19 protein-coding genes and 1 pseudogene are annotated in these 18,974 nt (G+C 62.2%); 10 read left to right on the top strand and 10 right to left on the bottom strand.

Annotated features, from left to right (window positions below; genetic code table 11):
* Positions 1 to 16 precede the first annotated feature (16 nt).
* Both DLM46_RS15225 and DLM46_RS15215 read left to right on the top strand, forming a co-directional pair.
* Positions 17 to 832 carry an alpha/beta hydrolase gene (locus tag DLM46_RS15225; protein WP_115101797.1) on the top strand — a complete coding sequence of 272 codons (816 nt, stop codon included), beginning with the start codon at positions 17 to 19 and terminating at the stop codon, positions 830 to 832.
* A 368-nt stretch (positions 833 to 1,200) separates the two neighbouring features.
* Complete coding sequence (locus DLM46_RS15215; protein WP_115101582.1) at positions 1,201 to 2,742, top strand: sensor domain-containing diguanylate cyclase; 1,542 nt, start codon at positions 1,201 to 1,203, stop codon at positions 2,740 to 2,742.
* Positions 2,743 to 2,822: 80 nt separating this feature from the next.
* Here DLM46_RS15215 and chrA read toward each other — a convergent pair whose 3' ends face one another.
* Both chrA and DLM46_RS15205 read right to left on the bottom strand, forming a co-directional pair.
* On the bottom strand, positions 2,823 to 4,202 hold the full coding sequence (gene chrA, locus DLM46_RS15210) for a chromate efflux transporter (RefSeq protein WP_115101581.1): 1,380 nt from the start codon (positions 4,200 to 4,202) through the stop codon (positions 2,823 to 2,825).
* Between the two features lie 92 nt (positions 4,203 to 4,294).
* Positions 4,295 to 4,555: a DUF6723 family protein gene (locus DLM46_RS15205; RefSeq protein WP_115101580.1), complete on the bottom strand. Its 261-nt coding sequence runs from the start codon at positions 4,553 to 4,555 to the stop codon at positions 4,295 to 4,297.
* Between the two features lie 563 nt (positions 4,556 to 5,118).
* Here DLM46_RS15205 and DLM46_RS15195 point away from each other — a divergent pair.
* The 4 genes from DLM46_RS15195 to DLM46_RS15180 all read left to right on the top strand — a co-directional run bounded on the left by DLM46_RS15195 (position 5,119) and on the right by DLM46_RS15180 (position 7,683).
* Positions 5,119 to 5,769 (top strand): transglycosylase SLT domain-containing protein, encoded by a 651-nt coding sequence (locus tag DLM46_RS15195; RefSeq protein WP_115101578.1) that lies wholly within the window; start codon positions 5,119 to 5,121, stop codon positions 5,767 to 5,769.
* 183 nt (positions 5,770 to 5,952) lie between these two features.
* Positions 5,953 to 6,648, top strand: coding sequence for a DUF2242 domain-containing protein (locus tag DLM46_RS15190; protein WP_115101577.1), 696 nt, complete (start codon positions 5,953 to 5,955; stop codon positions 6,646 to 6,648).
* Positions 6,649 to 7,081: 433 nt separating this feature from the next.
* Positions 7,082 to 7,435, top strand: coding sequence for a hypothetical protein (locus DLM46_RS40315; RefSeq protein ID WP_244306227.1), 354 nt, complete (start codon positions 7,082 to 7,084; stop codon positions 7,433 to 7,435).
* On the top strand, positions 7,432 to 7,683 hold the full coding sequence (locus tag DLM46_RS15180; RefSeq protein WP_115101576.1) for a hypothetical protein: 252 nt from the start codon (positions 7,432 to 7,434) through the stop codon (positions 7,681 to 7,683). The genes DLM46_RS40315 and DLM46_RS15180 overlap by 4 nt, the downstream gene beginning before the upstream one ends.
* 103 nt (positions 7,684 to 7,786) lie before the next feature.
* Here the strand turns inward: DLM46_RS15180 and DLM46_RS15175 are convergent.
* A pseudogene (locus DLM46_RS15175) lies at positions 7,787 to 7,951 on the bottom strand (DNA polymerase beta superfamily protein); the annotation flags it as partial.
* 393 nt (positions 7,952 to 8,344) lie between these two features.
* Between DLM46_RS15175 and DLM46_RS15170 the strand changes: the two are divergent.
* Together DLM46_RS15170 and DLM46_RS15165 are read left to right on the top strand one after the other, a co-directional pair.
* Positions 8,345 to 9,097 carry an IclR family transcriptional regulator domain-containing protein gene (locus tag DLM46_RS15170; RefSeq protein ID WP_115101575.1) on the top strand — a complete coding sequence of 251 codons (753 nt, stop codon included), beginning with the start codon at positions 8,345 to 8,347 and terminating at the stop codon, positions 9,095 to 9,097.
* A 226-nt stretch (positions 9,098 to 9,323) separates the two neighbouring features.
* On the top strand, positions 9,324 to 9,536 hold the full coding sequence (locus DLM46_RS15165; RefSeq protein ID WP_115101574.1) for a hypothetical protein: 213 nt from the start codon (positions 9,324 to 9,326) through the stop codon (positions 9,534 to 9,536).
* A 133-nt stretch (positions 9,537 to 9,669) separates the two neighbouring features.
* Here DLM46_RS15165 and DLM46_RS15160 read toward each other — a convergent pair whose 3' ends face one another.
* Together DLM46_RS15160 and DLM46_RS15155 are read right to left on the bottom strand one after the other, a co-directional pair.
* Positions 9,670 to 9,948 carry a hypothetical protein gene (locus DLM46_RS15160; RefSeq protein ID WP_115101573.1) on the bottom strand — a complete coding sequence of 93 codons (279 nt, stop codon included), beginning with the start codon at positions 9,946 to 9,948 and terminating at the stop codon, positions 9,670 to 9,672.
* Between the two features lie 72 nt (positions 9,949 to 10,020).
* Positions 10,021 to 10,827, bottom strand: a complete 807-nt coding sequence (locus DLM46_RS15155) for a Mut7-C RNAse domain-containing protein (RefSeq protein WP_115101572.1) — start codon at positions 10,825 to 10,827, stop codon at positions 10,021 to 10,023.
* A 94-nt stretch (positions 10,828 to 10,921) separates the two neighbouring features.
* On the opposite strand from DLM46_RS15155, the gene DLM46_RS15150 reads away from it, so the two are divergent.
* Together DLM46_RS15150 and DLM46_RS15145 are read left to right on the top strand one after the other, a co-directional pair.
* On the top strand, positions 10,922 to 11,791 hold the full coding sequence (locus tag DLM46_RS15150) for an NAD(P)-dependent oxidoreductase (RefSeq protein WP_115101571.1): 870 nt from the start codon (positions 10,922 to 10,924) through the stop codon (positions 11,789 to 11,791).
* Positions 11,792 to 11,966: 175 nt separating this feature from the next.
* A complete protein-coding gene (locus tag DLM46_RS15145; protein ID WP_115101570.1) occupies positions 11,967 to 12,602 on the top strand; it encodes a LysE family translocator in 636 nt (211 codons plus the stop codon).
* Between the two features lie 287 nt (positions 12,603 to 12,889).
* Here the strand turns inward: DLM46_RS15145 and DLM46_RS15140 are convergent, their stop codons facing one another.
* From DLM46_RS15140 to DLM46_RS15120, 5 genes are all read right to left on the bottom strand, one after another.
* Complete coding sequence (locus tag DLM46_RS15140) at positions 12,890 to 13,714, bottom strand: OmpW/AlkL family protein (protein WP_115101569.1); 825 nt, start codon at positions 13,712 to 13,714, stop codon at positions 12,890 to 12,892.
* A gap of 175 nt (positions 13,715 to 13,889) precedes the next feature.
* A complete protein-coding gene (locus tag DLM46_RS15135; protein ID WP_115101568.1) occupies positions 13,890 to 15,137 on the bottom strand; it encodes a DUF2957 domain-containing protein in 1,248 nt (415 codons plus the stop codon).
* A 102-nt stretch (positions 15,138 to 15,239) separates the two neighbouring features.
* Positions 15,240 to 16,673 (bottom strand): DUF2957 domain-containing protein, encoded by a 1,434-nt coding sequence (locus DLM46_RS15130; RefSeq protein WP_115101795.1) that lies wholly within the window; start codon positions 16,671 to 16,673, stop codon positions 15,240 to 15,242.
* Positions 16,674 to 17,156: 483 nt separating this feature from the next.
* Positions 17,157 to 18,104 (bottom strand): N-acetyl-gamma-glutamyl-phosphate reductase, encoded by a 948-nt coding sequence (gene argC / locus DLM46_RS15125; protein ID WP_115101794.1) that lies wholly within the window; start codon positions 18,102 to 18,104, stop codon positions 17,157 to 17,159.
* Between the two features lie 288 nt (positions 18,105 to 18,392).
* Positions 18,393 to 18,965: a flavodoxin family protein gene (locus DLM46_RS15120; protein WP_115101567.1), complete on the bottom strand. Its 573-nt coding sequence runs from the start codon at positions 18,963 to 18,965 to the stop codon at positions 18,393 to 18,395.
* Positions 18,966 to 18,974: the final 9 nt, after the last annotated feature.

Below are 18,974 nucleotides of genomic sequence, written 5' to 3'. Positions count from 1 at the left end.
TTCGCGAGGAATGGATATGACACTGTTTCTTTCCGGCCTGCGGCTGGCGCTTGTCGTCTACGTTGTGGCAGTGGTCACCCTTTACGTGTTCCAGGACCGGCTTTTGCTCCCGCCAGCGGCAAACGTGGCTGATATCCGGATGGGGCGTCATGCGGACTATGATGTCCAACCCTGGTACCCCAGAGGCGGGTACGCGGGATACGTCATCGCACCCGTCGGCCGCCAGCCGATTGGAACGTTCCTCGTGTATCACGGCAACGCAGAGTCTGCCGAGAACAAACAATCGCTTGCCGAAGTGTTCGTGCGCCTTGGCTACCGCGTTGTCCTCGTCGAATATCCCGGCTATGGCGGGCGACAGGGCAGGCGAACGATGAAGGCTGCGTTGGCCGCGTCGCGAAGTGCGCTGTCCGACGCCCGCGCTCAATGGGCCGAATCGATATTTCTGGTTGGCGAGTCGCTGGGTGCCGGTATGGCAGCGCAAGCTATCCGAGGTGAAGAATCAGCGGTCGCCGGTGTGCTGCTTGTCACGCCATGGGATTCGCTGGAAAGCGTTGCAGCGGAGAAGCTACGGCTGTTTCCAGTGCGATGGATACTGCATGCCCCGTTCGATACAGTCGATGCGCTCGAGCACTACGCAGGTCAAGTCGTCGTAGTCGGCTGCGAGCTGGATACGCTTATCCCCGTATGGCACGCCGAGCGGCTCGCCCGCCTGCATCCGCATGCGCGCTTTTTGTTATTGTCTGGCGCCGGTCACAATGACTGGTTCGGCCCGATGACCGCCGACCATTGGCGAGAGGTATTTCGCTGGCTGCAGGTGGCGCCGGCGCAATAGCCAATCCGGGCGTCCACGACAGCCGCGTCCCTCGTCAAAGACATCCCTGGCCACCGGGATCACGCTTGCGGACCGGATGAGCTTGCGGAAGTTTCGGCACGCCGAATGCAACATTAGTGCCGTTCGTGTCAGTGGTCGTGCCTCTCGGCGCCGTCTTCGTGGTCACGACCCCAGTCACCTCGCCAATCACCGCCGTCCCGGTCACCGCGGCGCCCATCGTCATGGTCGTGCATTTATCAGGCGAATTGGCCTAGCATGTGGAGTAAGTATCTGCGTCCATCAAGAAAGTAACCGCGTCCGCCGTAAACACACGGAGTTGCCGTCTATCGAAGCGGCCCGGAAACTAACCTTCTCTGCGCGGCCACACCATGTCAGGCAGGACGTCCTTCCTCAATTCAGTGCTTGCGACACCGTCGTCGGGTCACGGACAGGTTACAGCTGCCATCCGGTCGTCGATGCTATCGACGTTGTTTGAGAATACCCGGCCACTGCTCCTGTCGGGCCTCGCCAGCGCATTTGTTGCGCTCGTTGCTCTCATCCGCGTACATCAGAGGTGGGCGGCGCTATGGCTGATAGCGGATCTATGCCTGCTGGCCGCGCGGCTCGGCATCGCGCATGCTTACGTTGTGCGCAGCCGGACAGAAGCGGCTCATCCCGCTCCGTGGGCAACGCGCTACGCGCCGGTTTCGCTGCTGGCCTGCTTCCTGTTCGGGATCGGGACGATGGCGTGTGTCATGTCCCCAGATGCGGAGTTGGCCTCACTCGCCGTCATGGTAACCGCCGGAATTCTTGGCGGTATCGCGTCGAGAAATGCAGCCTTGCCCTATCTGGCCATCGCACAGATTTGCCTCGGCGCATTGCCCATCGGTCTGGGCGCGCTGCTCGCACCTCGCGGCGGCTCGTGGATTCTCGTGCCACCGCTCTTCATGTACATCGCCGCAATGGCTTCGGTTGTCCGGAGACACTATAAGGTGCTCGTTGCCCTGATGACGGCGGAACAGCGGCATGCTGAACTTGCGGCCAGATTCGACGCCGCATTGGCCCATATGCCTCACGGGCTATGCACGATCGATAGCGCCGGCAAGGTGATTATTGCCAACCGCCGAACCGCGGAACTGTTCGGCGCGACTGTCGACATGCTGAAGCTCAACGTCCCGCTTCCGGAGTTTATCGGCCATGTGGGCCTGGCGAAGTTTGGAGAAACGCTCAGAAGACAGCTCGTCGAGCAGTGCGCCGTATGGCTGTCAAAAGAAGAAAGTCCCTTCGACATGGAACTCAACGACGGCCGCCAGCTCGCGATGACTCGAAATCCGGTACCCGACGGAAGCGCTGTCATCATTATCGAGGACGTCACGGAGCGCCGTGAGTCCGAAGCGAAAATCCTCTATCTGGCGCGTCACGACCCACTCACGGGTCTTTCCAATCGCCGCGAACTGCGCGACGAGATCGAACGAATACTCCGCCGTTCCGCGTCGAACCGCGCGTCAGCCGTGGCGGTGATGTATCTCGATCTGGACGGTTTCAAACAGGTTAACGACAGACTGGGTCATCATGCCGGCGACGAGGTACTGGTAACCGTCGCAGACCGATTGAGAGAGATGCTTCAACGAGAAGAGCTGGTGGCGCGACTCGGTGGCGACGAGTTCGCCATTGCCTTCGAGAACGCCACCGTTTCCGGCGCCGTCGCGCTCGCTCAACGCATTATTCGCCAGATAGCCCGGCCGTTCTGGCTGACAACAGGCGAGGCCGTCAGCATTGGCACCAGCATCGGCATTGCGTTTGCGGTGAGCGGCGAGTCCTTCGAACGATTGATGAAGCGAGCCGACGCGGCGTTGTACGACGCAAAGGAAGCCGGCAAGGGTACGTATCGCCTCTCGACCGCGGAGGATATTCGCTGTGGGACTCGCTAGTCCACATCGCGAAGGTTTCAATGGCTCGCGCGCTCCGCAACGATGCGGCTTTACCCACAACCAGCGCCGCCCACTTACCCTCACAAACCAGCCACCCGCAGCACAAGACCCACCACGCCGCACGTCAGCACCACCGGTATCACGCCCACCTTGAATCGAAACAACGCGATGCCCGCCGCGAGGCCTATCAGCAACGACGGCCACTCGAAGGCGCCTTGCATGCCGCGCGGCCATAGCACGTGAATGGCGAAGAACACCGCGAGATTCACAATAACGCCCACCACGGCAGAAGTGATGGCTGTCAGCGGCGCAGTGAATTTCAGGTTGCCGTGAGTCGTCTCGATGAACGGGCCACCGAGGAAAATAAACAGGAAAGACGGCAGGAACGTAAAAAACGTCACGACGATTGACGCGACCACGGCAGATGCAAGAACGGCGTGCGGCCCGAATACCGCATTGGTCCACCCTCCAACGAAGCCGACGAAGGAGACAACCATGATGAGTGGTCCAGGCGTCGTTTCGCCGAGCGCGAGGCCATCTATCATCTGAAGGCCGCTCAACCAGTGGTAATGATCGACGGCGCCCTGATAGACGTACGGGAGCACCGCATAGGCGCCGCCGAACGTCAGCAAGGCGGCTTTGGTGAAAAACCAGGCCATTTGCGGCATCGTGCCGGTCCAGCCGAACGCGAGCGTGAGGGTCGCGACGGCCGCGAGCCAGATGAGCACGAAGATGGCCAGCACGGCCGCGAAGCGCCTCCACGTGAACAGCGCGTGTCGCGGCGTGGGCGTGTCGTCGTCGAGGATGGCCGGGCCAAACGTCGTCTCGCCGGCCTTGTGCCCGCCGCCAATGGTGAATTTTGCCGGCGCGTACTGGCCGCCGAAGTGACCGATGACGCCGGCGACCAGCACGATCAGAGGAAACGGGACGTTGGCCGCGAAGATCGCGAGAAATGCGGCCGCAGCGATGGCATAGAGCCACGCATTCTTCAGCGCGCGCGAGCCGATCCTGTACGCGGCGAACACCACGATCGCCGTGACCGCCGGCTTGATGCCATAAAGCACGCCTGCGACGGCAGGAACACTGCCGAAGGCCATGTAGACCCAGGAAAGTCCGATCAGGACGAACAGAGACGGAAGAACGAAGAATCCTCCGGCAATCAGGCCGCCCCACGTGCGATGCATCAGCCAGCCGATGTAGGTGGCGAGCTGCTGCGCCTCCGGTCCGGGGAGGACCATGCAATAGTTCAACGCGTGTAAAAAGCGCTTTTCGGAAATCCAGCGTTTTCGTTCGACCAGGTCCTGATGCATGATGGCAATCTGCCCGGCCGGGCCTCCGAAGCTGATAAAGCCAAGCTTCAGCCAGTACCACAGCGCCTCGCCGAAGCTCACCACCGGCTCGACCGCTTCAACGCGGCGGCTGCCCGTTTCATCCTCCGGTGCAAATCGACTTTGTCGCATTGAAACTCCGAACGCTGCAGCCTTCGATTTGACGTTCCGCGGTCAGCGGATACGCCGGTGCGTCGATATGCGTCGATACGCCGCTTCAGCGTCTACAACTCCGGGCGCGCCAGATCGCTGGTGACGATATGTTCGCCATACACTTGCGCCGCCGCGACCGCTTCCAGCTTAGTGGGAAACGGCCCAAATTCCGGCGAGCCGTCGAATGGGAACAGCACGCGGCCGTCGGTCGTTCGAACCACCTTCAACACGCCGAAGAAGCGCCGGTAGCCGGCCAGTTTCGACGTCGCCGAAACTTCAAAGTCGTCCTCGGACGCCGCGGGTACGCTGGGAATAAATGCGGTCTTGCTCATGCCTGAAACATCTCTTGTTCGATGGGGCAGCATCTGCTCAGAAAGCCGGAGCTTCACCCGGTTGTTCCGGGGGAAGGCATTCGGCGGCGGCGCTCATTGTCTCAAATCTCCGTGGATTCAACCTGAAGCGCAACCCGCCTGCCGCACTCGACCTGGATCGGACAACGCCCGTCACGCGTCCTTGAGCGCTGCCTCATGTTCGACCGCGAGCGCCAAGTCCATCGCGCTCGCCTTCACGAAACTCGGCCGCGGCCTTGCATCGTCGTTACGGGCAATGATGCCGCCGCCCGATCCGAGGCGCAGCGGTAAAGCGACGCTTTCTCTCGACGATGAAATTGCAACTAACGGCACATAAGTTGTAAGCCAAAAAAGCTAGCCGACAATCCTGCTGGGGAGGGCAGTTGCTGGCTGTTCGAGTCAGGATCGCTGCGTGACATGGCGGAGCGCAGGGTGTTCTGCCACATCGGCCGGCCCGCTTTAATAAGACAAATATTGACTGATCGGGACCTCATTTTTGGGCAACGTTATAATGCGCGAATTCCCTTCCTTCTCAATCCTCCGCCATGAGCCGGTTACTTTGCCTGATCGTGCTTTCGCTCGGCCTGATGCAAGCCGCAACGGCTGAGGAGAACACCAACCGCATGTCCGCGTATCTGACGCAAAAGTTCGGTCTGGCGAAGGACAAGGCTCAAAAGATTTCGGACGCGGTGCAATCCGCCGCCTCGAAGTATTCACTTCCGCCGGCACTGCTGCTGGCGATCATCTCGATCGAATCCCGCTTCAAGGACAAGGCCAAGGGCGCCAACGGCGCAACCGGCCTGATGCAGGTCGTGCCAGGCGCCCACAGAGGAATGCTGCGACACGTGAAGGATCTGACCGAGCCGACCACTAACATCGACGTCGGTTCGGCGATCCTGTACGGCTACATGCGCTCGGCCAATGGCGACCTGAACGCTGCGCTCAAGAACTACGGCGGCTCGCAGGCGTACGCGCAGAAGGTGAGCTTGCGCGTCGAAGACTTTGCTAAAGTGGCCGGCCCGGAAGACGCGGCGCAGCAGCCGGACGTGCCCGCCGGCATGTGCGAGGTGCGTTCGGCCGATCGTTGTGCAGCGCCGGGCTACTGGGCCAATTCCTTTGCAATGCCCGCCGGCAACGCTGCCGGGACGATCGGCGCGTCCGGGTTGTCGAACGAATTGCCCGCGGCGTCGAACTGAGCGCCTGCTTCTTTCCTCCTTTTCTGCTTATACATTGCAGCGGCCCCCACCCACGCCGCAACCGGGGCCGTCACGCCATGTAAGGCGGCGCCACGCGCGGGCTCCACGCTTTTTACGCAGCTTGCGCAACGGCCCTACAATGCATTTCCATTCGAGCTCACGTAGCGCCCCTTCCTATCGATCATGTTCACCTCGTTTTTCAAAACCACCGCAGCCTCGCTCGGGTTGCTCGCGCTTGTCGCCTGCAGCAGCACCCCGCAGCCGAAATTCCAGCAGGAATCGTTCGAAACGGGCGCGAGCCCCTACGCCCGCAATTTCAACTCGAACACCACCGATACCTGCGAAGCTGCGCGCCGCGCTCTGCTGAGCCAGGGCTATCTGACAACCATGACGCGTACCGATACTGTCGACGGCACGAAGAATTTTCAGCCCACTGGGGATTCGCACGTCGTCGTTGAGTTTCATGTCGTCTGTACGCCGGGTGAAGAGGCGAGCGATACGAGCATCGTTTATGTGAACGCCGTGCAAAACGGCTTTGCCTTGAAGAAAAGCGATACGTCCGCGAGTGTCGGGTTGAGCGTGCTGGGATCGTTGTCGCTGCCGATCCGTTCGAACAGCGATGCGATGGTAAAGATCTCAAGCGAAACCATTCCATCGGGGAAGTTCTACGACCGCTTCTTCGGCCTCGTCGATCACTATCTGCAGACGGTGGTGCGTACGCAACCGGTGTCAAACAGCCACATCGAGACGCGCATGTTGCCCGTGCCGGTCGAAGCCTCGGTTCCGTTGCCATCTCCATCGTCCGTTCCGGCGACGCCCGCGGCGTCAGCGCAGGCTGCGTCTGTGCAACCTGCAAGCGGGAGTGCTGTAGCGCCCTGATTTCATCGGGCCACATTTGGGCCGTGACTGCCTGGCGCATGTTCAGCCTTTGATTTCAGCGTGCAGCGGTACTTGTCCTATGTCTTTTACTTCATCCGTATACATATGTAGTAATAGTTAACAAGGGCTAAGTCCTTCTGTGGATAAGTCTCAAATTCCCCGCCGCATCAACGGCATGCGAAAACCATAACCTTGCGGAACACGTCTGTAGAAAAACTACGAGGACGGGATAACTTTGGCGGCGTTCGCTCTCCGGTCCGTCTTATCAAGATTCCGCGCACAAGCTGTCCGACCCGCTATCCCGAAGTTATCCATAGGCGGACGTGGATAACTCGGGTTCTTCGCAGTGACTTCCCCATGCCGCTTCCGCCGGCTTTTCATCGATGCCATCCGCTCGCCACCGCACAGACTTCGACGCTCCGAGGCGCGCACATTGAAGTCGGACGGTACAAAGATTGCGTATCTCATTTTGCAAGCGCAACTGTTGCTATTTTGTCAAAACCATTTCAGCGACGCCCGATCCAGGCATAAAGTTAAAGTGTTTTATGAAGTTATTGGTGCGGTGCGGGGGTGTGTAATGAAACGTAGAACAGCACGACAGCTAGTCCGCCTTCTTTCGGATATCAGGCATGCCGTTCATTGCAGTACGCTGCGGGCGGCGGCGACCAACCGGGCCATGGCCCTCGCATCCGCCGAACGCGATGCGGACGCAGCCGGCGCCAGTGAAGAAAGCACCGAAGCCGCGCGCGAATCACGTCAAGACAAACCGGCCCGGAGCGGATCATGAAAGCCGCGAGCGAGCATTCGCTGCGTTTCCTGGTCGAGAAATGGCTGGCGCCGGGACCCTCGATTCCGCTTCACGTGACCGAATTCAGCCGCACCAGGCTGGGTGGCAGGCGTTATGTCCGCGTCGAGGCCTCATTGGAAACCGGCTCGCGCGGTTTGTTTTTCTTTCGGCACGACGACGGCTGCTGGTGCGTGTTCCCACCCACTGGGGATACACCCAAAATGTTCGCCCAGCCGCGCGCGGCTTGACGTCGAAGGGCGCGCGGCGCTTCGGCGGCGGTGCCGAGGCTCGACGAGCGGATCATGTCGCGTAGATATGCGTTCAGCGTGGCAGCGCCGCCCTCGGGCCGCTCGGCGGCGTGCCGCGTTCCGCATCGATCCATTTGACGGCGAGCAGAGGCCGCAGCACGTACAGATACTTCTTGTAGCGCACGGTGTCCGCTTGCAAATAGCCGTGGAAGTTCCTCTTCGCCATCGACAGGTAATAGTGCCGCCTGCGCAATGGTGAGAAAAATGCGTGGGTTGGCAACGGAACGGGCGCGGATCGGTCCCGGCTGAAACGCCACAACGCCGACAAACCGGCTGCAGCAAACTCTCCACCTTGCCGTCGAGCTACAGCACGCCGACGCTATGCGCCGGTACTTGCACCGGCAACACACCGGCGACTCCTGCACCTTCGATAACCACCTGCGTAAAGAAATCGGTCTCGAACCGCTGCCGTTCACGGACTCTGTCAGCGAATGCGTGCGGACTTCGCGCGGCGTGGGCATCGTCGAGCCGATGCGTCGAGATTTCAAGTGGACAGGCTGCGGGCCCCTGGTCGGGCGCTCATCGCGCGATAATCGCGCGACAGCCATGGCGTTCACAGAACGATTGAGCCGCCGGCCCGACCGATTTTCAGGCAATCACAATGGACGAGAAAGACTGGATCGCCGGCGCCGCCAAGGCGCTAGCGATCATCGAAGCATTCGACGAAGAGCACACGCGCATGACACCGACCATGGTGGGCTCGCGTGCGGCGCTGTCGCGTACGGCGGCGCGCCGCTATCTGCTGACGCTGCGCGAACTCGGCTACGTGGACACCGACGGCAAGCTGTTCTGGCTAGCGCCGCGGGTGCTGCGGCTTGGCCAGTCGTATCTGGATTCGGCGCGCTTGCCGCGCACGGTGCAGCCCTTCCTGCAGCGCATTACGGCGACCGTGCAGGAAACCGCACTGGTCGCGATTCTCGACGAACACGACGTGGTCTACGTCGCGCGCAATGGCGTGAACCGGGCGATGGCGGTCGGATTCGTCCTCGGCTCGCGGGCGCCTGCGCCGTTGTCGTCGGCGGGCCTCGTCCTGCTGGCGTTTCGCGCGCCGGAGGATATCGAGCAGTGGCTCGCCTCGTACCCGATCAAGGTATTCACGCCATACACGTATTCGACCGTCGGGCGGTTGCGCGAAGTGCTCGGCGAAATCCGCCGCAATGGCTATGTGGTGACCGATCAGCAACTGGAACTGGGTATGCGCGGTGTCGCGGTGCCGTTGCGTGACCGGCACGGCTCGGTGGTGGCGGCGATCAGCGTCAGCATGCCGATCGGCCAGGAATCGGCAAACGCCGCGCTGCACCGGGTGCTGCCGACCTTGCAGGAAACCGCCAGCCTGCTGCGCAATCTGGTCTAAAACGATGTCCTAGGTAATTGCCCCAATGCGATGTATTTAATGGGTGAAAGCATCGAGAAAGCAACGTGTCTCCCGGAAAATACATATCGAGTTTTAGGCATGACAAACCGCCTACACTGCGTAATACTCTCCCGCGGGAAGCGGGAAGGCGCTCAAGCCATGTCTGCTTTGCCGTGCAGCTTATTCATTCACATTGACTCAGTCGTTGAGGTTTGGGGAACAACACATGAAAAAGGTTATCGTCTCGCTCGCAGCAGCTTCGATCGCACTGGTTTCCGTCCAAGCTTTCGCACAGGCATCGGACGCAGCAGCTCCGGAAGCCGCTGCTAGCATGCCGAAGAAGCACCACATCAAGAAGCTGAAGACGCACGGCAAACGCGCTCCGGTTTCGGCAGCCGCTTCGGCAGCTGGCACGAACGACAAGGGCACGCCGAACTAAGCTGAAGCTGTAGTTCAGCGTCACCAGCAAAAAGGCCAGAGCTTCTGCTCTGGCCTTTTTGTATTCGTGCGGCGGTTTGTTGTTTGCCGGCCCGTCACGCGGGCGCCGCGCAGCAACGGCGCTCGCGGCAGCCTTAACCCGCGAGGCCGCGTTTGATGACTTCGTTCAACAGTCCGGTCATACCGTGCGGGTGCGCGACAGCCCGTTCTTTCAGTTGCGCGACCAGTTCGCTGTCCAGCTTGCAGGCAAAGGCGACGAGGCCCTGCGCCTGATCGAGCTTGCGCTGTTCGCGGCGATCGAGTTTCGGCTCGGCGGCCGCGGCTTTGCCGAAACGGTCGGCGGTCGCCAGTTTCATTGCGTTGTTCAGCTTGAGTGCCTTGTTCTTTTCAAGGTCGGTTTTTTTCATCGCCATACGGAAGGCCTCTGCCAGATAAGTAATCCCGCATTGTACGCATCGCGCCGCGCGTTACGTGAGCGCTGGCGCTCAGGGCTTGCCCGGCGTGCGAGCGCCGTTCGATTTCTGCTCGGGCGCTGCTCCGGCAACCCGGTCCGGTGCACCGGCCACGCTGTCCATCAGCGCGCGCATTCTTTGCCAGTGCGTGCCTTCCCAGAACACGCGCCGGCAGACGTCGCAGGTGACGAATTGCGTATGCCGTTCCAGCACGCCCTCGGGCGCGCGGCCGGCAACTTCTTCTTTGGCGATGCGCCGCAGCGGCGCATTGCACATCAGGCACAAGCGAAACGGCCGCGCGCTGCCGGCCAGATCGAGCCGTTCAAACACTTCGCGCAACTGTTCGCGGGGCCTCAGCGTGCGTATGTAGCAACCATGCGTGATGGTGCGGCGTTTCAATAACTCGCGGTCGCGCGTCAGAACGATGCGGTGTTCCTCGGCCGCGAGCGTTTCGATATCCGCGTCGGGGTAATGGTTGTCGTAGAGCGTATCGAAGCCGGCGAGCCGCAGCAGCGGCGCGAGACCGCCCAGATGCGCATCGGCGATGAAGCGCACAACGCGCAACGGCCGCTCGCGCACGCGCAACAGCGGCTGGATGTCGAGCGCTTCAAACTTCGGATAGACGGCGATGCGGTCGCCGTCCGAAACCGGGTGATTGAAACCGACCGATACGCCGTTCACCAGAATCAGCTCGACTTCCGTGTGCGGCACGCCGAGCGCCTCGATCGTGTGCTTCGCGGTGGCGCCGTTCGCGCAGGCGTAACTGAACGCGCGCCGGCGCAGCGGCCGGGCGAGAAAATCGTTCAGCTCCTCATAGAAGCGGAATGTCGCGGTGACCATCGCATCAGTATCGCACCGCGTTTCGATGCGTGCTGTCCTGCAGGTGTCGTACGGGTGTGCTTTACTTCGAGTTCTTTAGAAGACGGAGCGACAGATGGACATCGGTTTTATCGGCCTCGGCGAGATGGGCGCCGCGATGGTTGCAAACATTTTGAAAGCCGGGCATCAGGTGCGTGTGTGGAACCGCTCGCCGGAACGCGCGCAGCAGCTCGCCGAAGCGGGTGCGCGGATCGTCGCGACGCCTGCCGAAGCGTTTGCGGGCGACGCCGTGTTCTCGATGCTCGCCGACGATGCCGCGCTGCGCGACGTCATCACCGCGTCGCTGCTGGAGCATGCCGCGCGCGGCCTGATTCACGTGAACATGGCGACGATCTCGGTGGCGCTCGCTGAGGAACTGGCGACGGCGCACGCGTCGCGCGGCGTCAATTACGTCGCCGCGCCGGTCATGGGGCGGCCGGACGTCGCGGCGGCGGGCAAGCTGACGATCGTCGCCGGCGGCCCGGCTGAGGCGATCGATCGCGTTCAGCCGATTTTCGACGCCATCGGCCAGAAAACGTGGCGGATCGGTTCGCTGCCGCAGCAGGCGAACGTGATGAAACTGGCGGCGAACTTCATGCTGGCCTCCGCCGTCGAGACGCTCGGCGAGGCGGCGACGCTGGTGACCGGGCACGGCGTCGCGATGCAGGATTTCCTCGACGTGATCACAAGCGGTATTTTCCCAGGCCCGGTGTATCAGGGCTACGGCAAGATGATCGCGGAGCAGTGCTACGAGCCGGCACTGTTCAAGGCGCGCCTTGGGCTGAAGGACGTGCGCCTTGCACTGGCCGCCGCCGACGCGGTGACGACGCCGCTGCCGATTGCGAGCGTCGTGCGCGACAGCCTGCTGGAAGCGGTGGCTCACGGCGGCGGCGAGAAAGACTTCGCGGTGCTGGGCGAGGTGGCGGCGCGGCGGGCAGGGCGCTGAATCTGCGCGTGCGAGCGGCGTCGCGCGAAGGCGAGCCCGCGAGGCGTGGCGATTTCACTGTTCCCGCGCTGAGCCGCCGCGGGTTGTCCGTGGCAAGACAGGCAGTACTGCTGCGCCGCGGATCCGGGTGGGCGGGCATAATACTCGCCCGATCCTTTTTCTCGCGTCGATTCTCATGAGTCTGCATACCTGGTGGCTATTCGTCGCCACCGTCTTCGTCGTTTCCGCGATTCCTGGCCCGAACATGCTGCTGGTCATGACTCACGGCGCCCAGCACGGCCTGCGCCGCTCCAGCGCGACCATGGCCGGGTGCCTGTCGGCGCTGGTGCTGATGCTGGCGGTGTCGGCGGCAGGCCTTGGCGTGTTTCTCGAAGCGTGGCCGGCGATGTTCAACGCGTTGCGCATGATCGGCGCCGCGTACCTCGTCTATCTGGGCGTCAAGGCATGGCGTGCGCCGGCCGACGAAGCCGCCGCCGGCGAAGCAGACGAACTGGCCGCAAAGCCTGCGCGCTCGCGCGCCGCGCTGTTTCGCAATGGCTTCCTGGTGGCCGGCAGCAACCCGAAGGCGATTTTGTTCGCCGCCGCGCTGCTGCCGCAATTCATCGACGCCGCGCAGCCGAAGCTGCCGCAGTTCGGCGTCCTCGTCGCCACGTTCGCGGTCATCGAGGTGAGCTGGTATCTCGTGTACGCCGGATTCGGCACGCGGATCGGCGCCAAATTAAAGAGCCGCAGCGTCGCGAAGATGTTCAATCGGCTGACGGGCGGGGTGTTTGTTGGCTTCGGCGCGATGATGGCGCTGGTGCGTCACTAGACGGGCGCTTGGCGCCGTCATTGATTCGATCAGCGAAGTGTTGCGTGTAAGCAACGGCGAGGGTCAACCCTAATTTAAATGTTGCGCCGCACCAAATCGTTTGCTATAGTTCGTCTTGTCTCCTCCATGTCTCCTCTGATATGGATTCAGCCCGCCAACTTAGGCGGGCTTTTTTTTGCCCTGAATTTCGCGTTTCGCCCGAAATCCAGAACGACAAAGCCGGCTGGCCCCCTGGAAGGGCCGCCGGCTTTGCCACGTCTGCATCTGCGTCTGCGTCTGCGCCGAACCTAGAACTTGTACGAGACGGCCAGGAACGAAATGATCGGATCCGCTTTCAGCTCCGCCTTGGAGACACCCAGTTCCGTGCCGTCCGCCGCCTTGATGATCACCGACGAGGTCGTCTTGAGCGGGATGTACGTGACCGACGCCACCATGCCCCAGTGATCGGTGATGTTGTACGACAGACCCGCATTGAACACCGGCTGCCATGACGACGAAGCCTTCGCCGACACCTGCGTCTGCCCGGGCTTGCCCGCGCCGGCTGCCAGCACCGCGCCGAGGTTGTTCTGCGTCGACTGCACGAAGTTCGGGCTCAGCTGGATATCGGAGAACCAGTTGTACGACACGCCGATGCCGACGAAAGGCCTGAACTTCGCGGTCGGCGCATTGAAGTAGTACTGGAACAGCAGCGCCGGGCTCCATTGACGCACGCTCTTCACGATCGGATTGGTCTGCGGATCGCCGAGATTCTGCTGGCCGAGCGCACCCGCCGGTCCTGGCGGCTTGATGGTGCCGTGTCCATAGATCTTGAAGACCGGCGGTACGCCCGCCACCGTCGTCACCGCGATGTGGTCGGTGAGGTAATGACTGAACACGAGGCCGACGGTGTCCGCTTTGTTGGTCGATAAGCCCGTGCCGGCCGACGTGAACGAGCTCGGCAGCCGCAGCGGCGTATTGATCGGCGTCGGCGCGACGTTGGTGGTCTGCGGTGTGCTCGAATCCTGCGGCATGACATGAAACCAGCCGAGTACGGCGACGTCGTCGCCCGCATGCTGGGCGTGAGCACCGGCGGACAGGCAAGCGGCCAGTACCGCGAGATAGATTTTTTTCATGTTGTTCCCCCTTCTGATGCGCGCGCCTGGAAAGGCGCGTGGCGGCGGCCCGGCGGCCCGGCCGTTGCGCTGAATACGCTGAATACGCTGTGGGCGCCGGCTGCCGCGTCGTTGCCGGACGCGGCAGCCGGGACGCAAGCGCCTCGCTGCGTGCAGGCGGCGCGTGCTTCGCCCGTTACTGGACGAAGGCGCCGATCGTGAAGTACGGCGAAGCCGCGTCGGTCAGATCGAGGTAGCCGAACACGCCGCCCGTGAAGATCATCTTTCCGGTCGGCGTGGTGCCCGTCGAGGCGCCCACATGGGTCGTCGTCACGAGGCCTGGCACGGTTTGCGTGAAGCTCAGATCCAGCGCCGTCGCGAGCGAGGCTTGCGACGGATTGAAAGGATCGAGCAGCGTGGCCTGCGTGCCTTCGAGTGCAGTGGTGCGGTAGTCGAACTGGCTATCCACACCGATGTACTCGCCGTTCTGCGAGTTCAGCGCGATCGCGCTTTGCGGCGCCAGGATCGAGATACCTGATTCGTCGTCCGCGTACGGTCCGAGCTCGCCGTTCTGCGGCACGGTGACCGACGAGTTCGCCGCGCCGGCGCGAACCAGGATCGGCACCAGCTGGTTGCGCAGCTTGCCGACGATCATGTAGCCCCTGGCTTTCGGCGTAGTGGCAAGGGTCGGTTTGGCCTGGCCCTGGAAGTTGTTGGTCTGGAACGCGCCGCTGCCGTCGGACGCCTGCACGAGGTTCGTGCCTGGCTGCTGACACTTGCCCGCGTTGACCCCGGAGTTGTCGCACTCGCTCCACGTGCCGTCAGCGTTGATCGTGATCTTCGAATCGACGGCAACCGGCGTGAAGTTCTGCGACGGAACCTGGTGATAGCCGAGCTGGTTGTAGGTGCCGGCCACGTTCGCGAGGTTTGTTTCAATCGACGAGAAGCCGATGAACGGGTAGTACGGAAACTTGGTATCCGGCACCGCGCCTACGCCGAGAATCCCGCCGAACGAGATTTCCGCGCCCGGAATCGTGCCGCCCGCGACGCCTTCGCCGACGAAAATCCGTGCCGGACGATTCGGATCGAGACTCGCGCCGTTCAGCCGGAAAGCGCACTGATTGAGTTTGTTCGTCGGCAGCAAGGTTTCCTGCGTCAGCGTGCCGCTAGCAGTCTGACCGGCGCGCGTCGGCACGACGGTGCCGGTGGTCGCCGGAATCGGCGATTCGATATAGCTGACTAACCAGGTCATCTTGGTCGTATCGAGTTGCAGCTTGACCAGTTCGCCGTCGCCGCCACCGCCCGTGAACACCGTGCCGTAGTCGAGCGAGGCAGGACACAGGCGAACTTCAGTCACTGGTCCGCTACCGCTACCGCCGCCGCCACCACATGCCCCCAGCAAAGGTGCCGCAAGAGTTAGCACCGAAAGGAATCTCCAATTCATACCGCCTCCAGAATTTTCTCGTTGTGTGTGGCCAGCTCCCAGTCCAGCCACCTCTTTTGCTCTATTTATTTCTCGCACTGCAAACTGCCGTCTGACCGTCCCTTATTTGCTGATCTGCGCTCCGACGCCGAAGTACGGCGCACCGGCGGCGGAGCCGTTGAGTTGCGAGGTCGGCGCCACGCCGCCGTTCATCGTGTCCTGAATGGCGATCGCGTAGAGGCCGCCGGAGGCAATCGCCAAACCGGTCTTGCCGTTCTTGTCCTGCACGCCGACCAGCCCTGGGCTCGCCAGGCCGTAGCCCAAACCGAAACCGTCTTCCGCCCTGGAGGTGGTCGGGTTGATGAAGGTGCCCACGCCGCCCTGGATCAACGTCGCGGTGTACTTGAAGTTCGAGTCCGCGCCGACATAGCCGCCGTCGAAACCGCCGGATGCGAGCGCTGTGGCGGTGGCGAGCATGGCGATGCCGGATTCGTCGTCGACCTTGGCGTCGAGATGCAACGGCGCCGTGCCAAGATTCACCGAGCCCGTGCGGATGACGAGCGGCACCGTCGCGCCGTTGATCTGCCCGAGAATCAGGTGTGCCTGAGCCGACTTGCCGCTCGGCTGATTTAACGGCGGTAGCTTCAGTTGTGCACCGATCTGCGGCGCCTGCTGGCTGTCGAAGTAGCCGCCGCTGTTGACGGTCCATGCCGTACCGGTCGTCAGGCATCCGCTCGCACTCGGGTTGTAGGCGGCGTTGGCCTGATTGGAGCCCGTGCAGTTGCCGCTTGCGTCGAAGGTTTCAATCGTGTTGGCGGCCGTTGCCGCGTAAGAACCCGAGGGCACAATGTGGTAGAGCAGTCCGTTATAAGTGCCGGCCAGCTTGGTGAGGTCCGTCGTCGTGCTGGCAAAGCCAAGGAACGGATAGAAGTCGAAATGCCGCTTGGGAACGGCGCCGATGTTCTCCAGGCCCGGCAACGGAGCAATGGTCAGCCCGGCGTACTCGACCGTCGCGCCAGGAATGCCGCCGCCCGCTACGCCCAGGCCGACCAGGATCATCGGCGGGTTCGGGTTGTTGACGAAGTCGGGCGTCGTGTAAGTCGTGCCGTCGGCAGCCGCGGTGCCGGTGCCTTTGCCGAGGATGAACGCGCAACGTGTCTGCTCCGCGGTCGGCAGCGTGCCGGTCGGCGGGTGAATCACCGCGCCGGTGATCTGCGTGCCTTCACGCGTCACTGTGACGTCGGCGCTGGTCAACGGGATCGGCGACTTGAGCCACTTCAGCGTGTAAGTCATCGCGGTGGCGTCGATATTCAACTGCACCACTTCGCCGCTGCCTGCGCCGCCGAGGAACGTGGTCTTGACGATGTCCGCATTGGCCGGACACAGCGCGGCTGCGCCCGCGCCCTGGGCCGGGGGACCCTGGACGCCGCAGCTCGAACCCGAGCATTGCGGCGCACTGATCGTGCTGGGATTGTCGGCTTTGCCGCCGCCGCAAGCGATTAAAAATGGCACCGTGGTAATGGCCGTTGCCAAGCCTCGAATAATGGCACGCGACATCGTGCTGTCTCCCTTCATGTAATTGTGCGAAGTAATTTCGCTGCGCAGTTAATGCCTGTCAATTGAAAGAACCGTCTAAAAAGACTGATTCAAACAGTGCTTTTTTTGCGGGACGCATGCTGGATGGATGCTGGCGGGCCTTTTAAACAAAAAGGAATTTTTGCGGGGACAGCGATACCGTTGCTTCGCCGCACACGCTTGCCAGGCAAGCGAGACAGCAAAATGGCTCTATCATCTTCGAACGATCGTTCGAGGAAAAATCGGGGGTTTCCCTAGGCGGAAAACTATGCTGTGTGGGTAGCGATCGGGAACGATTTACCGGTCGGTGATGAGCAGTCCGATTTTTGTTTTAAAAGAAATGCGGGCTACTACCGATTAACTGAGAAAGAAGGATTTGATGCGCGGTTTAAAACAGAAAAGCCGGTTTTTGCAAACCGGCTTTTCTGTGGATTGACGGCCAAAGCCGTCTGGATCGCGGACGTATTAGCGGTTCAATCCGCTTTCTTCGGGGGCACCGATCGCGAGGTTCATACACTGAATCGCTGCGCCCGATGCGCCTTTGCCCAGGTTATCCAGGCGCGCGACGGTCACGAAGCGCTCCTCGTTGCCGAACACGAACAGGTCGACACGATTGGTGTCGTTGTTCGCCTGCACGTCGAAGAAACCGCCGTCGAGGTTTGCGCCAGCATCGAACGGGGCGACGTTCACGAACGCCTCGCCCGCGTAGTATTCGGCGAACAGCGCCAGCACGTCTTGCGGCGCCGTCTTCTTGGCCAACTGGTTCGGCGAGAAGAAGGTGGTGACCGCCAGACCCTTGTAGAAGTCGCCGACGATCGGCGTGAACACCGGTGCCGACTTCAGGCCCGTATGCGCCGCCATTTCGGGCAGATGCTTGTGCGTGAGGCCGAGCGCGTAAGGACGCGGGCTCTTGAGCCTCGCGTTGCCACCTGCTTCGTAGTCGGCAATCATCTTCTTGCCGCCGCCGCTGTACCCGGTGATCGAGTACGCATGCGCGGCGAAGTCCGGCGCCACGACGCCGGCGTCGACGAGCGGGCGCATCGCCAGTACGAAGGCCGACGCGTGGCAGCCGGGCACGGCGATGCGTTTCGCGGTGCGCAGACGCTCGCGCTGCGAGCGCGCCAGTTCAGGCAGACCGTAAGCCCAGTCGGCGGCGGTGCGGAAGGCGGTGCTGGCGTCGATCAGCACGGTGCGATCGTTGTCCACCAGCGAGGCCGATTCGCGTGAGGCGACATCCGGCAGACACAGGAACGTGACGTCCGATGCGTTGATGAGACGACGGCGCTCGTCGAGGTCTTTGCGCTTCGCTTCTTCGATACGCAGGATCTCCACGTCGGCGCGGTGCGACAGGTATTCGAAAATCTTCAGGCCGGTCGTGCCTTCCTGTCCGTCGACAAAAACTTTCGTGCTCATCTCGATCTCACTGGCTGCTTGGCTGGAAACGGGGCGCGGCACCGCGCCGGAACGCCATTTTAAGACGTGATGGCGGCTGTCGTGCGGATCGGGGTGCAAAAACGGTGAAAAAACGACGATGCGCGCCAAAAATGACGTCGGCATGACCGTTTATGCGGCAGATGCAAGCCGATGCAGGCGGGTTCGGAGCAGATTGACGAGCAGCCGAGTGCGGTTGCGCCGCGCGCCGGTCGACGCGCGCAGCATTGGCGGCATGGGCGCGCTGCAAACCGCGCGCGCCGGCGCCGGCTATCGCGCCACTGCATTCCACCGCGCTGCGACCCCGGCGATGCGCGCACCGAACATCCGTGCCGTTTCCAGATCGCCGGCGGGCGGCGCTTCTTCCGGAGAAGCATCCGCCGGCGATTGCGCCAGCAGCCCGGTGAATCCGCCCACATAGTTCAGATCGTTGCGGGTCGCGGCCTTGGTGTTCGACGGCATCATGCCGGTGCCTGCCCAGATCATGCTGTGCTGCATGGCCAGCGTGACGAAGTACTGGATGGTCGAGAACTTGTCGCCGTTCATGGTCGCCGAGTTGGTGAAGCCGGCGGCGATCTTGTCCTTCCACGTCTGGCCGAACCACGGTTTCGAACTGGCGTCGGCGAATTTCTTGAAGTCGGCGGACGGCCCGCCCATATAGGTCGGCGCGCCGAAGATAATTGCGTCGGCGGCTGCCAGCTCGGCCCAGCCCGCGTCGTCGATTTCGCCGACCGGCAGCAGCCGGCTGTCTGCGCCGGCTTCGAGAGTGCCGGCCAGTACGGCCTCGGCAACTTTCTTCGTGTGGCCGTAGCCGCTGTGATAAACGATGACGATCTTCGACATTGCACTCTC

Origin of the sequence: Paraburkholderia lacunae, assembly GCF_003353175.1 — a bacterium.
Lineage (GTDB): Bacteria > Pseudomonadota > Gammaproteobacteria > Burkholderiales > Burkholderiaceae > Paraburkholderia > Paraburkholderia lacunae.
Note: the sequence above shows the minus strand (reverse complement) of the source record. Positions and strands in the feature narration are given on the sequence as shown.